14 protein-coding genes are annotated in these 16345 nt (G+C 44.7%); all 14 read right to left on the reverse strand.

The genetic code is table 11. The features are described from left to right. Window positions 1-111 precede the first annotated feature (111 nt). A complete protein-coding gene (rpmE, locus tag LPY66_RS20550; RefSeq protein ID WP_337986096.1) occupies window positions 112-312 on the reverse strand; it encodes a 50S ribosomal protein L31 in 201 nt (66 codons plus the stop codon). 118 nt (window positions 313-430) lie between these two features. After that, entirely contained in the window at window positions 431-1411 is a 981-nt protein-coding gene (gene glpX, locus LPY66_RS20555) for a class II fructose-bisphosphatase (protein WP_337986097.1), read from the reverse strand. A 58-nt stretch (window positions 1412-1469) separates the two neighbouring features. Continuing rightward, window positions 1470-2105, reverse strand: a complete 636-nt coding sequence (gene fsa, locus LPY66_RS20560) for a fructose-6-phosphate aldolase (protein ID WP_337986098.1) — start codon at window positions 2103-2105, stop codon at window positions 1470-1472. A gap of 68 nt (window positions 2106-2173) precedes the next feature. Further along, on the reverse strand, window positions 2174-2854 hold the full coding sequence (locus LPY66_RS20565; protein WP_337986099.1) for a hypothetical protein: 681 nt from the start codon (window positions 2852-2854) through the stop codon (window positions 2174-2176). Between the two features lie 152 nt (window positions 2855-3006). Then, window positions 3007-4200 (reverse strand): alanine racemase, encoded by a 1194-nt coding sequence (gene alr / locus LPY66_RS20570; protein ID WP_337986100.1) that lies wholly within the window; start codon window positions 4198-4200, stop codon window positions 3007-3009. 17 nt (window positions 4201-4217) lie between these two features. Then, on the reverse strand, window positions 4218-5294 hold the full coding sequence (locus LPY66_RS20575) for a lipid II:glycine glycyltransferase FemX (protein ID WP_337986101.1): 1077 nt from the start codon (window positions 5292-5294) through the stop codon (window positions 4218-4220). Window positions 5295-5390: 96 nt separating this feature from the next. Then, window positions 5391-6995 carry a CTP synthase gene (locus LPY66_RS20580; RefSeq protein WP_337986102.1) on the reverse strand — a complete coding sequence of 535 codons (1605 nt, stop codon included), beginning with the start codon at window positions 6993-6995 and terminating at the stop codon, window positions 5391-5393. A gap of 119 nt (window positions 6996-7114) precedes the next feature. Further along, a complete protein-coding gene (gene argS, locus LPY66_RS20585) occupies window positions 7115-8800 on the reverse strand; it encodes an arginine--tRNA ligase (protein ID WP_337986103.1) in 1686 nt (561 codons plus the stop codon). Window positions 8801-9122: 322 nt separating this feature from the next. Further along, window positions 9123-10544 (reverse strand): PepSY1/2 domain-containing protein, encoded by a 1422-nt coding sequence (locus LPY66_RS20590; RefSeq protein ID WP_337986104.1) that lies wholly within the window; start codon window positions 10542-10544, stop codon window positions 9123-9125. Window positions 10545-10555: 11 nt separating this feature from the next. Beyond that, window positions 10556-11263, reverse strand: coding sequence for a spore cortex-lytic enzyme (gene sleB, locus LPY66_RS20595; protein ID WP_337986105.1), 708 nt, complete (start codon window positions 11261-11263; stop codon window positions 10556-10558). 288 nt (window positions 11264-11551) lie between these two features. Next, entirely contained in the window at window positions 11552-12721 is a 1170-nt protein-coding gene (locus tag LPY66_RS20600) for a pyridoxal-phosphate-dependent aminotransferase family protein (RefSeq protein ID WP_337986106.1), read from the reverse strand. Between the two features lie 103 nt (window positions 12722-12824). Next, on the reverse strand, window positions 12825-14216 hold the full coding sequence (gene asnS, locus LPY66_RS20605) for an asparagine--tRNA ligase (protein WP_337986107.1): 1392 nt from the start codon (window positions 14214-14216) through the stop codon (window positions 12825-12827). 18 nt (window positions 14217-14234) lie between these two features. Continuing rightward, on the reverse strand, window positions 14235-14954 hold the full coding sequence (locus tag LPY66_RS20610) for a DUF2225 domain-containing protein (RefSeq protein WP_337986108.1): 720 nt from the start codon (window positions 14952-14954) through the stop codon (window positions 14235-14237). Window positions 14955-15024: 70 nt separating this feature from the next. Then, window positions 15025-16179 (reverse strand): THUMP domain-containing class I SAM-dependent RNA methyltransferase, encoded by a 1155-nt coding sequence (locus tag LPY66_RS20615; protein ID WP_337986109.1) that lies wholly within the window; start codon window positions 16177-16179, stop codon window positions 15025-15027. Between the last annotated feature and the right edge of the window lie 166 nt (window positions 16180-16345).

Raw genomic sequence — 16345 nt, forward strand, 5'->3', positions numbered from 1 at the left:
TGATAGTTCCGGCCCTGTAGCAAGCACACCTTTTAAAGTAGCTAGATAATCGAAAAGCAGAGCTTACGCTCTGCTCTTTTACTTGGTTGTGGCAACGACCAATCGCCGTTATTACTGCAAACCGTATTTCTTTTTAAAACGATCGACACGACCACCGGCGTCAACAAAACGTTGTACACCTGTGTAGAAAGGATGACACTTGGAACAAATATCCGTTTTAATATCTTTCCTTGTGCTGCCTGTTTCTATGACATTACCGCAAGCGCAGGTAATTGTAGTCTGTTCATATTTCGGATGAATCTTTTCTTTCATAACCAGTCACCTTCCTTCCCATCAGATCGCTCAAAATCGAATAGAATCGACGAATGATATTTTAACATATCTTCACCTATCCGGTCAAGAAAAATCCAAATTTACGCCGATAATCTCATTATTCATTGCAAGCGCCTTTGATTGCATATTTCGGCTTTTTAGCAAAACAATGTTTCGCTTCAATGAATCGTACCGTCCCTGTCTTGCCACGCATGACAACAGTATGCGTCGTCGCTCCGTCACTGTTAAAGATAACGCCCTTAAGCAGCGGTCCTTCTGTAATCCCGGTTGCCGCAAAGAAAATGTCGTCCGTATTAACTAAATCATTTAAGGTGAGGAGTTTACTGACATCAGTGATTCCTAAATTCAGCGCCCTTTGAATGTCATCATCGTTTTCCGGCCAAAGTCTGCCCTGCATTTCACCGCCCATGCAACGCAATGCTGCTGCAGCAAGTACACCTTCCGGGGCCCCGCCTATACCCATCATGACATCAACCCCGCTTCCGGGAAGCGCGCAGGCAACCGCCGGTGCTACATCCCCATCGGTGATCAAGCGAATTCGTGAACCGGCTTCTCTGACCTGCTGGATGATTTCCGCATGCCGTGGTCTATCCAAAATAACAACCGTCAGATCTTTAATATTTTTATTTAACCCTTTAGCGATATTCTCCAAGTTTTCAGCAACAGGAGCATCCAAATGAATACGTCCTGCCGCACCTGGTCCAACAGCGATCTTATCCATATACATATCCGGTGCGTGCAAAAGCCCATAACGCTTCGTGACTGCCAGTACAGCAATTGAGCCCGGCATGCCTTTTGCAACCAGGTTGGTTCCTTCCAACGGGTCGACAGCAACATCGACCTCCGGTTTCTCACCAGTACCAAGTTTCTCTCCAATATAAAGCATCGGGGCTTCATCCATTTCCCCTTCACCGATGACCACCGTTCCATCCATGTGAACCGTATCGAATACGGCCCGCATCGCTTCTACCGCCGCATCATCCGCTTCATTCTTTTTTCCCATACCTACCCAACGGGCGGAGGCCAGCGCTGCTGCTTCCGTAACCCGGGCAAATTCCATGGTTAATTCTCTTTCCATCTCGCTACATCCTTTATTAATTTATTCTTTATCTTATGACCCAACAGCCAAGTAATCATTATTTTTTCCAGTCTGCCAAGAAACGGTTGATTCCCGCTGTTGTTAACGGATGCTCCGATAACTTGCTAAGGACATTGTATGGAACCGTCGCAAAATCGGCCCCGATCTTTGCTGCCTCCAATACGTGAACAGGATGTCGGATACTGGCAGCAATGATTCGGCAGTCCAGATCATGGACTTCAAAAATTGTGCAGATGTCTGATAATAGATCCATACCGACTTCACCGATATCATCGAGTCGTCCTAAGAAAGGACTGACATAAGCCGCGCCGGCGCGTGCAGCCAGTAACGCTTGAACCGGTGTAAATACTAAAGTAACATTCGTTCGGATCCCTTCCTCTTTTAAAGTCTTTACTGCTTTCAGCCCGTCCAGAGTCATTGGGATCTTGACAACAATATTCGGAGCGAGAGAAGCAAGCTCCCGAGCCTCTGTTACCATGCCCGCATAGTCCAAAGCAATAACCTCAGCGCTGATAGGACCATCAACGCGTGCCGCAATATTACGGATAAGCGTTAAAAAATCCGTATTTTCTTTAGCTACTAAAGAAGGGTTTGTTGTCACTCCGGCGATCACACCCATATCCCAAGCCTTTGTGATCTCGTCAATATTTGCTGAATCCAAGAAAAACCGCATAAATATCATCCTCCCTTACATATTAGAGATGACAGATCGATTTAATGACGGTTTTAGCACGTTTCTGCTTAATTTTTAATCGTAATTTTTCGTATAGTATCATTAACAATCTGTATCATATTGGGGTCCAGTCTAATCGCTCCAACCTCATCCAACGTACGTAAAATGGATTTGTTTTCGGTATTGATGATCCCGACGGCATGACAGCTAGCACAAAAAAGTTCGATTTTATCCGGAAGGATCTCTACCGACAGATCATGACTCCCGCACTCACAACTAAGCTGCCCCTTATCAGCCATCCGGTCCAGTATCTCCATTACACCATAAACAATAAAGAAATCATCGGTTTCACTGGCAAATTCTTCATCATCACTGACAAACTCAGATACAAATTCAACAAAATCGCGTTTCGTCTCCTGACACAGCGCAACAACCGTCTGCCGGGGCCCGAAATAACCAATGGGACGGGCCTTGTCATTACACACAAGACTAATCGGCTCTGTTCCCCAGATCGCTTTCCTCGATGCCGACCTATGATGTGCTTTCCCGCAGTAAATACATTGATACTCGATACTGACTTTTTTGTTTTGGTGTTTGAAATTGAGCAATGTGAGTAGTGATGTTCCACAGGAGCAGAAAAAATTATCTCTAACATTATTCGCTAACGAAAATGCAGAAATCGTTTTATATTGTATCTTTCCACAATGTGGACAAATCATTCCGATTGTGGTTACAGCCGGAAAAATCACGAGCGACTCACCCCCTTGGCACCCCATCAGTCGCTGATCCTTATGCGTTATTATTTCTCCGGATGAACATTTTTTCCTGCAATAATATTAAATTTATAGCAGAAAAGCATTCAGTATAAAGATAAAAGTGACGCCAAGAAAAAAGAAATAGTTTATATCTCCTTATTACCTACTGTGTTAAGTGCCAAAAATTCCTCGCTCAAAGACCGTGCTTTATAGTATAACCCTTCTTTTATATATATCCTCATTATTCGCGGATTTGCCTGAGTCCTTCTTAGGGGAATGATCATTTCGTCACCGAGTTGGCAAGGTACCTCTCCCACATCAAGCACCGTCAGCTGCATACCGATCTTGCCTGCCACTGTCACTGTCCTCCCGCCCAGCATAAGTTTTTCTTTTCCTAACTGTATGCCGATCAGAGCAGCCGTATTCTTGATAATAATTTTAATCAGGTCGATCACATTCTGTGGTACCAACTTTGGTTCAATCCCAAAACCATCAGCATATCCTGCAGGGATCACCGCCAGCGTCGTTTCTTTTTTTGTTTTATAGAGACTCTGGTAGCCGACATAGGTAGCCTTTGGCGCCTTTTGGACGTGGACAATACGGGTCTTTGCCAGCCAAGGGTCTCTTAAACGCAGTTTTCCGGCAAAAGCAGGTGTTGGGTAATGCCCGATAATAAGTGTGCCCACCCTCACGTAATCGTAGTGGTACTGCGGAAAATCAAAATATGCGGCACTGTTGCAGACATGTTTTTCAGGAATAAGAATACCTAAAGCTTCCAATTTTTTAACTGCATCAATAAATCGCTCGTGTTGTATTTGTGTATAGGCTTTGTCACGCTGCGCGCCGCGTGCAAAATGCGTATAGGCGCCTCTCACGTGGAGAGAGGACGCTGCGGTCAATCGCGCCGCCAGCTCCTGCAGCTGTCCATCAGCAAATCCTGTCCGACCCATCCCCGTTTCAATCTTGATATGGACCTTGGCTTGTTTGCCGCACTTCGCCGCAAGCTTGTTCATTACCGATATCCAGTCAAGCTGAGAGACAGTGATTTCTATATCGGCTTCAATGGCGGCCGGCCAGTCTTCCGGGCTAGACGGACCGAGCACCAGGATTTGGCCCCTAATTTGTTGAGAGCGCAGAGCTAAGGCTTCCGTAATCGTTGTCACAGCATAGGCCAAACACCCTTCTTCTTGCAAGGCGCGGGCAACTTCCGCTGCACCAAGGCCATAGGCGTCGGCCTTAACAACGGCCATAACACTGCATCCTTCCGAAAGGCCGGATACAACCTGTTGATAGTTATGTTTTATTGCATCGAGATCAACTTCGATCCATAAGTCCGACATTATTTACCTCTTTACAATCACTTTCCTCGCAATTTAGCCAGCAAACCTTTCAGCTTCCCTGAGTACACTTTCTCGGCAATTTGCCAAATTGTATACATAAATGGCCGATAGACAAAGTCCCATTCACCGATAAATTCAGTGAATTCACCATTGAATCCTTTTTTGAATTTATAGAGACCATAGAGCGGGTTATCCTCACTCAGATCACCGGATACGCCTCGGAAATCATACAGACTGCAGCCATTGGCTTTCGCCCAGCGAATCATTTCCCACTGAATCAAATAATTAGGCATCACATTGCGATATGAATTGGAAGACGCGCCATAGATGTACCAGGCTTTATCACCGGTAACAAACGCCAGTGTGCCCGCGATGATCTTCCCTTCAAACTCGGCAATAAAGAGTTGTCCAAACCCCGTCGGAACCAGGGTATCGTAAATATCTTCAAAATAGGAATAGGAACGCACTAAAAAATTATCCCGTTCGGTGGTTTCCTTAAGAACCCGATAAAATTCCGGAAGGTCCGTGCGCGTACCAATCCGGATATGAACACCTTTTTTGATAGCCAGGCGAATATTGTAACGGGTCTTTTGATTCATATTCGCGAGGAGTACCTCTTCATCGGGTGATATATCCAAACGAAAAACAAACTTCGGCTGAACCCCTTCAAAATTTTTACCGTTATCCATTTTCTTAAAACCCGCTGCGGTAAGCAATTGGGATAAAACCTGATCCTCAGAAGGGATATCCGGATCGATTTTTAAAAGAATGGCTTTTTGTTTCTTGGCCAAGTCTTTGATGGCATCCATAACAGCCGTTAATTTCGCTTGGTTATGCATGTCTACAACCGGTCCCCGCGGACAATAGAATATGGGAGCACCAATCAACGGCAACCTCCGCTCAAGAACCGTAGCTGCCGCAATCACGTCACCATTCTTGTTTTCTAAAAGCAGCCGCCATGGTTTCCAGCCTGTTCTGCCCTTGATTTCTCCCCATTCCCACAGTTGCAAAGCATGTCCTTTTGGGTGCGAACATATAAAGGCGTTAAAATTTTCTCTATCTTTTTCAGTCAGCCAACGCGCTATCGTCTCCATGTATAATACCTCTCCCGGACAGTGTTCCCGTTTATTAGTAAATAAATACCAGCCTGTCTGTTGATATCGAACAGCCAGGCCGGCTTGAAATCTATCCTATTTCTCCTTTAATGATGCCGATATAAAGCTCATAAAGAGTGGATGCGGTCTGTACGGTCTGGACTTGAATTCCGGGTGGTACTGAGAAGCAACAAACCAGGGATGATCCGGATACTCTGTGATTTCTACCAACCGCCCATCCGGTGATGTTCCTGAGAAAACAAGTCCGTTCTTCTCCAATATCTCACGGTAGTGATTATTGACTTCATAACGGTGACGATGCCGTTCATAAATGACTTCACTGCTATAGGATGTAAATGCCAAGGTATCCTGTTTGACTTTGATCGGAGATATACCTAACCGCATGGTACCGCCCATATCTTCGATATCCTTCTGTTCCGGCAGAAGATCAATCACCGGGTATTCCGATTCAGCGTTAAACTCCGTGCTATTCGCCGCGGACAAGCCGCAGACATTTCTAGCAAACTCGATAATAGCGCATTGCATCCCCAAACATATTCCCAAATACGGCACTTTGTTCTCTCTGGCAAATTGGATAGCTTTGAGTTTCCCTTCAATCCCGCGGATACCAAATCCTCCGGGTACTAAAATTCCCTTGATCCCTTCAAAAACTTTACTTGGATCGCTATCAGGAAGCTCTAGCTCTTCGGAATCGATCCAATGAATATTTACTTTGGCATTCTGATCTATCCCGGCATGGCGTAACGCTTCAGCAACACTGAGATAAGCATCCGGAAGTGCAACATATTTGCCGACGATAGCTATATCGGTTTCTTTGCAGGGAGATTTGATTTTTTGGACCATATTTTCCCACGAAGTCATATCGGCTTTCGGTGCTTTTAACCCCAAACAGTTCAGGACAATATCATCCATTCCCTCGTTTTGCAGACGAAGGGGGACTTCATAAATTGTTGAAACCGTTGTGTTGGTAATGATCGCTTCTTTATCGATATCGCACAGCAGCGCTAATTTCTCTTTCATATCATCGTGAATCTCTTTATCCGCCCGGCAGACAAGAATGTTTGGATGAATCCCGATTCCCTGAAGTTCTTTGACCGAGTGCTGCGTCGGTTTTGTTTTTACTTCACCGGAAGCGGAAAGATAAGGAAGGAGCGTCACGTGAATATAACAGACATTGTCTTTGCCCATATCGCCGCGTACCTGACGAATAGCTTCCAGGAAAGGCAGTGATTCGATATCGCCGACCGTACCGCCAATCTCGGTGATGACGACATCCGGATTGCTTTCACGGGCGACACGGTATATCCGTTCCTTGATTTCATTCGTGATGTGGGGAATGACCTGAACCGTCCCCCCAAGATAATCACCTTTGCGTTCCTTGGTAATTACTGACCAGTATATTTTACCGGTAGTCACATTGCTGTTTTTGGACAACGGGACATCAATAAACCGTTCATAGTGTCCAAGATCAAGATCTGTTTCCGCACCATCATCCGTAACAAATACTTCGCCATGCTGGTAAGGACTCATAGTTCCAGGATCGACGTTGATATAAGGATCAAATTTTTGGATCGCGACTTTTAGTCCCCTTTTTTTCAATAAGCATCCCAATGAAGCGGCGGTTATTCCTTTTCCTAGGGAACTAACAACTCCTCCAGTAACAAAAATAAATTTCGTCATCCTTTTCTACCCTTCCTTATCACATAATGTTATAAAATCAGTGATACACCTGCTATGTACCACATATTGAATTCCTCTTTAAATCATTGATTACAAAACAAAACAATAAGGCTCTTACCCTACATCCTTTCGGGTGCGGATACACCCAGGATACCCAGAACATTGGCTAAAACCTGCCGTGTGGAATGAATTAAGCCCAGACGCGCTGTCCGCAGAGCCTCTTCATCGACCAAAACACGCTGGCTGTTATAAAACGTATGAAATAAAGCCGCGAGATCCAAGACATACCTGGCCAGACGATGAGGCTCGAACATCTTGGCCGCCAAAGCGATTTCCCCAGGGAGATCGGCAATTTTTTTCAATAAATCTCTTTCTTCCCTGGAATCGAGAAGCAGCAAGTTTTCTCTTTCAGGAATACCCTTCCATCTAAAGCCCTGCTCTTCCGCTTGTCTTAAAATACTGCATAACCGCGCATGCGCATATTGCACATAATACACCGGATTATCGGCAGACTGGGATTTAGCCAAATCCAGATCAAATTCAACGGTTGAATCCGGATCGCGCATAATAAAGAAGAATCTGGCCGCATCTTTACCGACTTCGTCGACCAATTCTCTCAAGGTAATATATTGCCCCGATCGTTTTGACATCTTCACAATTTCGCCGTCCTGTATGAGTCTGACCAGTTGCATCAATATAATCTGAAGGGAATCCGGGCTGTAACCAAGGGCCTGCATGGCACCCTTCATCCGGGCAACATGACCGTGATGGTCAGCTCCCCAGATATTAATAACTTTATTGAAGCCCCGTTCATATTTATTGCGGTGGTAGGCAATATCCGCCGCAAAATAGGTCGGCACACCGTTACTGCGGACGATAACTTCATCCTTTTCATCACCCAGTAAACTCGCTTTCAGCCAAAGGGCACCCTCTTTTTCATAGATATACTCTTTGTCCTCTAATTGTTGCATCGTTTCACGGATATAACCGGACTCATGCAAAGACTGTTCACTGAACCAAACATCATAAAAAACGCCAAATGTTTCTAAGGTTTTCTTGATATCCGCAATCTTTTCTTGCAGCGCATAGCTAACCAAAAATTCCCGGCGTGACTCTTCGTCAGCCTGGACGTATTGATCACCGACATGATCGATGATATGACGGACCGTATCGACCAGGTCCTCGCCATGATAGCCTGCTTCCGGGAAAGGAACATCATGGCCAAGGAGTTGGAGATAACGCGCTTCCAAGGAAAGGGCAAAGTTATGGATCTGATTGCCGGCATCGTTGATATAAAACTCACGGCTTACATGATAGCCCGCCATTGTCAAAAGCGACGCGAGACTGTCCCCCAGTGCTGCGCCTCTGGCGTTACCCATATGCAGCAATCCTGTCGGATTGGCACTGACAAACTCAACCTGTATCTTTTCCCCTTGCCCAATATTGACAGCCCCATAGGTATCACCCTGCTTAAGTACTTCTGGTATCACGGAAGTCAGCCAATTTGGATCCAGGCGAAAATTAATAAATCCGGGTCCGGCAATTTCACAGGTGGTGATCCACGTATCCGCCGTATCCAGATTAGCAATAATGACTGCGGCAATATCACGTGGAGCTCGCTTGGCCTGCTTGGATAGAAGCATAGCCAGATTCGTTGCCAGATCCCCGTGTTCACGTTCCCGAGGTTCCTCAAGCACGTAAGCAGGAAGTTCACCAAAGCTCAGTTCTCCTTTGAGAAGTGCTTGGTGTGCTGCTTGCTCAAGATTTTTACAGATAGTTTCTTTAATTATTTCATAGACACTCAAACCGGGGGCTCCTCCTTTATTTGGATCGTATCACTGGATTTTTTAGATTTAACGGCATTTCAAGATATTATTGCCTGATATAACAGTAAAATATCTGTATGTTACAAAAAACTTCCATTAGCCAGTAAAATAACTACCAATAATAAATTTTAATACATTTTACACGAAAATACCAGCACTTAAAAACTCAAAGCAGAAAAGAGCAATTTCCACTTTTCTGCTTTGAATTTAACTATTCTCCAATTATATTGTAAACAATCATTTTTTCAAGTCAAATTAAACCAAATTGCCAGCGAGACAGTACACTAGCGGGCTTATCCTCTTATTGGATCAGCTTCCCTGTCGGCATATCGATAATCCGACTAATTTTTTCTTCAGTGCCTGTGACTGCATTGATGTATACCATATACTCTTCGCCAAAGGCGGTTCCTCTGAATTCATAACAAAACTCTTCTCTCGTACCCAGCTTGGCGATAACCGTTTTTCTGCTCTCGATCACCTTAAATTCTGTTCTTAGTTTCGCCTTGGCTTGGGCTAGAGTCAATTTGGCAACGAGATCCCGTTGGTGATGATAGGCGTAGTACGGATTGGCATCGAAGCCAACAATTTGGCCGTTGTCCGTTGCGACGGTTAATCTTATTTTATCGGGATACAGCAGAACTCCCTCGTCCTTGGGAACTACATCTACCTGGATATAGGATCCAAAGTCCTGCGTGGATATCACCGTCAGATTCCAACCCATTTTATCCAGTGTATTGTACGCATGGTCGATGGCTTTTCCAACATCCAGGCGTCGATCGTTAATTTCTCTTTGGTCCCTGAAAAAAGTAACGACACCGCCCTTTTTACTCACTTCCAAATACGCACTGCCATCGGTTAGATCATACCCGCCTAATGGATTTTCACTGAGGTTGGTTACTTTCGGTGCAGGGTTGCTAAAACCGATATCCCGAAGAAAATCCCGAGCAGATGTAATCGCCTGACTTTCATTAACAACCTTATCAGGCAGTCCAAGAGGCTTTTCCACGAAGTGCTTATCCAATTCACCTTGATAAGTAAACGGCGGATACTTTTGAAGCGCGACCTCCAACTGTTTCAAGCCACCCCGGACCGAAGTCGCTGACTGTTGAGAACTGTCCGCTTGTTCGCTCTTTTGACTCTGTTCCCCTTCATCGCCCTGGGCTGACGTCTGCGTTGTTTTGCCAATACCCATCCTCTGCAGAATACCAGGTTGTTTATCCACCCACGCCAGATTTTCGGCATTGAACTGATTGTAGATTTGTTGAACAGCGCGATTAATCTCGATGACACGCTCATGCATATCATTAAACGTTTTTTGTTCTTCTGCGCTCATTTCTCCGGCACCGGCTGCTCTCCGGGTCATTTCTTTGCTGAAGTCGCTGATTTGGTTAATAAAGGTGCCTATATAACTAATCCCTACCTCATCTGCCGGGAGCTGACCCAGACGACTTACAGCAGTTTCGCTTCCCTTCCAGGATTCCCCAAGGTACAGCACTTTTTGGGCTGTGCTGCCCGCTACTTTTGCCTTAGACATACTTGTTTCTAGTTCATTCAAAGATGTTGTCAAGTCGGTAAAGGCTCTCGAATATTGGTTTTGGGCTTCTGTTTTATACTCATTGATCGTCCGAAATTCATAATATCCCCACCCAAGTGAAAGCACCAAGGCTAGGCCTAATGTCACTGCCAGCCAAGAAAGGATTCTTTTCTTTGTATCCTCATGCATGCGTTATCCCCCTAACGAGTGAATATATGGCTACCGATTTTTTTGATTTGCGGTCTGGACCAAATAAACTTATTTGACGTCTTAGCCGGGTTAAAGTAATAGATTGCTCCTCCCGTCGGATCCCAGCCGCTCATGGCTTCTCTGGCCGCCTTAACAGCTGTTTCATCCGGTGCTAGATTGATCTGACCGTCATCGACTGCAGAGAAAGCTTTCGGCTGATAAACAACACCGGCAATGGTATTCGGAAACTTGGAACTCTTGACCCGATTCATAACACAGGCACCGATGGCAACTTGTCCGATATAGGGCTCACCTCGGCCTTCAGAGTGAATACATCGTGCCAAGAGCTGAACATCCGAACTTTTGTAACCAACTTTTTTACCGGAAGCAGTGGTACTCTCACCGGTCAGTCTTTTTAATTCTTTTATGGTTCTCTGTCCAGCAATACCGTCTGCTTTTAGCCCATGTTCTCGCTGAAACCGTTTGATAGCGGCCTGTGTCGTTTTACCGTAAATACCGTCAACTTTTCCGACTTGATAACCGATTTGCGTTAATTTTTTTTGTAAATCCCGCACCTCTGACCCCCTCGATCCCTTAGAAAGGGCTCGGTCACCAAGCGCTGCTTGACTGGCCACGGAAAATAATAAACATAGAATTAGGCTCACTGAAATAATCAATGCAATTCTTTTGCTTCGTCTTGCATCGGGATCGTATAACATACTTTCACCTCACTGTGTATTTTGTCTGCCATCATGAGTCACTCTCTCAGGAATGGTACTGTTTTTTCTTATTTTGGCTTGTATATCCTATGTTTATCCTAAATAAAAGCAAGATCGTATTCGCCAAATTATTACAACCCAAAAAATGCCAAAGTAAAAGGAGGCTGTCTTAATTAATCAAGTACAGCCTCCTGTAAATGCTTCAGCGATTAAATCATCGGCCCCAAGGGGAACGCCATAATAATTTACTAGCACAGAGTATTCTAATTAAAACCCGTATTTTGCTGCTTACTTGGTGTTGGCAGCAAATACGTCATGAAAGACATTACAGGCTTTCGCACCGTCAACCGTGAAGCCCATTTCCGTCAGCGTTTCAGCAATGATCTGCAGCGCTTTACAAAAAATATCGTTGGTTGTATTGCCCATGTGTCCTAGTCTGAAGCCTTTTCCGGCAAGTGCGGCCAGTAATCCGGCAACGATAAGACCTTTTTTCGCCAAGGTCGATCTGAATTCCACATCATTGATCCCTTCAGGATAGAGGATGCAGCTCAGTGTTGGAGCCGCTACATCTTCTGCCGCGAAAATCTCCATACCCATGGATCGGATAGCAGCGCGGATACCCTTACCAATAGCGATATGTCGACGATAACGCGCAGCTGTCCCTTCTGTTGCAATGATTTTCATGGCTTCGGCATAGCCATAAATCATATTAATGGGATGAGTCGCGAAATATTTCTGGGGCTCCTTCATAATAGGACTCCAGTTGTTAATATCCATATAATAGCTATTGCAGACATCCATTGCTTCTCTTGCAGCCAGGGCTTTCGGGCTCAATACCACAATTGCCAATCCCGGAGGTACACCGATGGCTTTCTGGGATGCCGTCAAGACAACATCGATTTTATAATCCGGAGCACCGTATTCTTTCCCCATGTCTTCTTCCAAACCGGCGGAAGCACAGACTCCGTCTAAAATAAACAAGGCGCCATACTTTTTGACAGCAGGTACTACTTTATCCAAATTTGCTGCAACACCAGTAGACGTATCCGCATGCGTCACTGTAACAGCCTTAAAGCCTCCCTGCTGAAGTTTTTCTTCAATCTGGGCGGGTTCAATTTGTTTACCCCACTCTGCCGTAAGTACTTCAGCCTCGATCCCCAGTGCTTTGGCAACACCAATGAACCTGTCACCAAAATATCCGTGGCTCACGATCAATAATTTCTCGCCGCGAGCAACGGTGTTGGCTAATGCCATTTCCATTGCTAATGTTCCTGAACCGGCTATGACAAACACTTCACCGTCAGTATTAAACATTTTCTTCGTCTGCGCGAGAGCTTCACTGAATATCCCGGCAAAACGCATATCGGTATGGGACATCGTTTCACGGGCAAGGGCTTCATAAATCTCATCGACAACGGGTGTAGGTCCTGGGATAAGTAACATTTCTTTATTAGGCATTGGGGCTATCCTCCTTGAATATAAAAACATTAAATAATAATTTTCACCATCATCGAATTATATCATTAATTTGGTTTTTCGGATATTTTTAGCCAAACATTTTTTAAAATTCAGCCGATTTTACAGTGCGCGGAAATGGAATCACATCACGAATATTAGCAATTCCACTCAAATACATTATCAAGCGTTCAAAACCAAGACCAAAGCCGGCATGACGGACACCGCCATACTTTCTTAATTCGAGATACCATCCATAATTTTCACTATTCATTCCCAGCTCGACGATCCGTCTGACTAGGAGGTCATGACGCTCTTCCCTTTGGCTGCCGCCAATGATCTCGCCGACACCGGGAACCAAAAGGTCCATAGCGGCTACTGTTTTCTGGTCATCATTCTGCCGCATATAAAACGCTTTGATATCCCTGGGATAATCCGTAATAAATACAGGCTTACCGAATACCTTCTCGGTAAGGAAGCGTTCATGTTCGGTTTGCAAATCCAGACCCCAATCAACCGGATATGCAAATTCAATATCCGCTTTCTTCAATATATCCACCGCAGCGGTATACGTCAGCTCCCCGAATTCCGACTCTAGGACATTATTTAAGCGATCCAAAAGCGTATTGTCGATAAATTTTTGAAAAAATGCCATCTCATCCGGACAATGTTCCAAGGCATACCGAATGAGATATTTGATCATCTCTTCAGCTAGAGCCTGCACATCCGAAAGGTCTGCAAAGGCAATTTCCGGCTCAATCATCCAAAATTCAGCCGCATGCCTGGCTGTATTGGAATTCTCTGCCCGGAATGTCGGGCCGAATGTGTACACATCTTTAAAAGCTAAACAGTAACTCTCAGCATTCAACTGTCCGCTTACTGTCAGGTTCGTTTCCCGTCCAAAAAAATCTTCCCGAAAATCGACTGCCCCTTGCTCGTTAATTGGCAGTTTATCCAGTTTAAGCGTTGAAACCCGAAACATTTCCCCCGCGCCCTCAGCGTCACTGCCGGTAATAATTGGCGTATGAACGTAGACAAAGCCCTTGTCCTGAAAGAATTGGTGCACAGCATAGGAAATAACCGAACGCAGGCGAAAAACAGCGGAGAACGTATTGGTCCGCGGGCGGAGGTGTGCAATTGACCGCAGAAATTCCATACTATGTCGCTTCTTTTGCAATGGGTAGTCCGATGGACAGGCGTTTTCGATCGTGACCTTTTCTGCTTTAATTTCAATCGCTTGATTGGCTCCCGGCGATGCTGTAATCCTGCCCTTAATAAGCAAGGCGGAACCAACGCCAAGTTTACTGACATCAGAGAAATTAGCTAACGTATTATCATAAACGATTTGCAGATTACGAAAAAAACTGCCGTCATTGAATTCAATGAAACCAAATTCTTTGGATGATCGCACCGTCCGGATCCAACCATTGATTTGAATATCCTGTCCGATGAGTGATTCCCCTGAACCCATAATATCTTTAACCGTTAATTTTCTCATAATGACCTCTCAAAAGGCTTATTTATTTTGTTCGCGATAATTCTCCACTGCTTCCGCCCACTGTCTTCGGGCCATATTGACATACTTAACATACCGGCTTCTATCCGGATGGTCGCATACTGTAGAAAAATACTTTAAGGCTTCGTTATACTTACCCAGCCGGCGATCCAGCTCGCCGATACAGTATAAAATCAGGATTTCCGGCATCACCTCCGGATTAAAATCGGTATAGATATAGGACTTCTCATATTCTTCACAGGCCAGATTCAAAAAACGCATTTCTTCTTCCATATTCCCCATGCCGCGGTAAATCCACGCCAAGCGGTGACAGAGTCTTGCCAGAACAAAATGTTTTTCGTTGATAAGCTGTGCAAAATAAATAGCCAGCTTGAATGTTCGAACAGCCAAATTATGATCGCGCGGTTCGCAGTAATTAATGCTACGGTCCATTTTATCAGCCATTTTTTCTTGCGTTCTATCTCTGAAAACTTGCGGCATACTTTTACCGAAGTCATCCGAAAAAGTAAAACCGCAGCGTGGACAAACCGTTACATAATAGAATAATGGATTCGGTTTATTCATGTCAAAAATCTGGCCAAAATCACTGTCCACCCGGTGTGGTTTAATAAACCGCGAACGAACTTTTTTGCTTGTAAACACCTCTTCGCATAGAATGCATTGAATCTTTGCATCATAGAGCGGATCCATATTTTCAAGCTTATCATTCGAATTTACCATCGTTATTTTTCCTTCTCACTGTTTGATAATCTGCATATTAATTCTATTTTAACCATTTTTTAAAATTATGCTATATCTCGTCAGTATTTTGTTTTTTAGGAGGCCTCGGCCCAAAAAATTGATAGTAATGACATTGTATCCTTCCATTGTATAACTTTCGGCTTTTGTCCCATTTTTTCATAATAAATATTTCCGGTTTTGGCAGTGCCGTCAGCAGGTGCAAGGACCAATCCGTAAGTTCGGAGAATACATCGCCGAGTTCCCTATATAATACCTCCGCTTCGGCAGTATTCCCCAATCGTTCCCCGTAAGGCGGATTCGTGATCAAATAGCCATAATGAAAACGGGAACGTACTTCTTTAACTGGCAATTTTTGAAAATATATTTTTCCTTCTAAACCGGCTTCACGCGTATGCTCCCTTGCCAGCCTTAATGCCTTAGGATCAATATCTGATCCGTAAATCATCAGGGGCAGATCCCTTTGCCAAAGATCTTCGGCTTCTTTTCTGGCTTTAGTCCAATATTTTTCGTCAATATTCGGCCATTGTTCAGCCGCAAAGGTCCTAGTCAATCCCGGCGCCCGATTTTGTCCAATATAGGCAGCTTCGATTGGGATAGTCCCAGTGCCACAGAAAGGATCTATAAGTACCCGATCCGGTTTCCAATAACTTAGATAAACCATCCCCGCAGCGAGTGTTTCCTTTAAAGGAGCTTCACCGGCTAGCGCCCTATAGCCCCGTTTATTGAGACCTTTGCCGGTGGTGTCGATCGTTAATGTCACTCTATTCTTCAGGATCGATACCTGGACGGCGTAGCGCGGCCCCGTTTCTTCAAACCAACTTATGCCGTATGTATCCTTCAGTTTCTCTACAATGGCCTTTTTAACAATAGCCTGACAATCCGATACACTAAATAACTGGGACTTCACGGATTTGCCCGTCACCGGGAATTCTGCATCCACCGGGAGCCATTCCTCCCAAGGCAGTGCTTTGGTTTGCTGGAAAAGTTCCTCAAAGGTTCGGGCCTCAAATTCACCTACTTTGATACCGATACGATCTGCACAGCGCAGCCAGAGATTCGCCCTGCATATCCCCTCTTCATTTGCGGTAAAGATTACCTTACCATTTTGAACCTCCATATTTTCATAGCCTAGTTTCCGTAATTCATCTGCGACGATGGATTCTAAACCGAACGCAGTCGCAGCAATCAGTTCTATCCGTGCCATTCATAATCACTCCTACTGTTTTGATTGTCTTGGCGTTGCCATGCTATGTCAAAATAGCTATTTTAACGCTTCACTATGCTTTATGGTCTTTTTATGTTATCTCATTGTTGTATAGCCATGGATACTCTTATATATTCCTGTGTATTTTTTTACCTTTTTTTCAACT

The sequence above is a fragment of the Dehalobacter sp. DCM genome (genome assembly GCF_024972775.1).
Lineage (GTDB): Bacteria > Bacillota > Desulfitobacteriia > Desulfitobacteriales > Syntrophobotulaceae > Dehalobacter.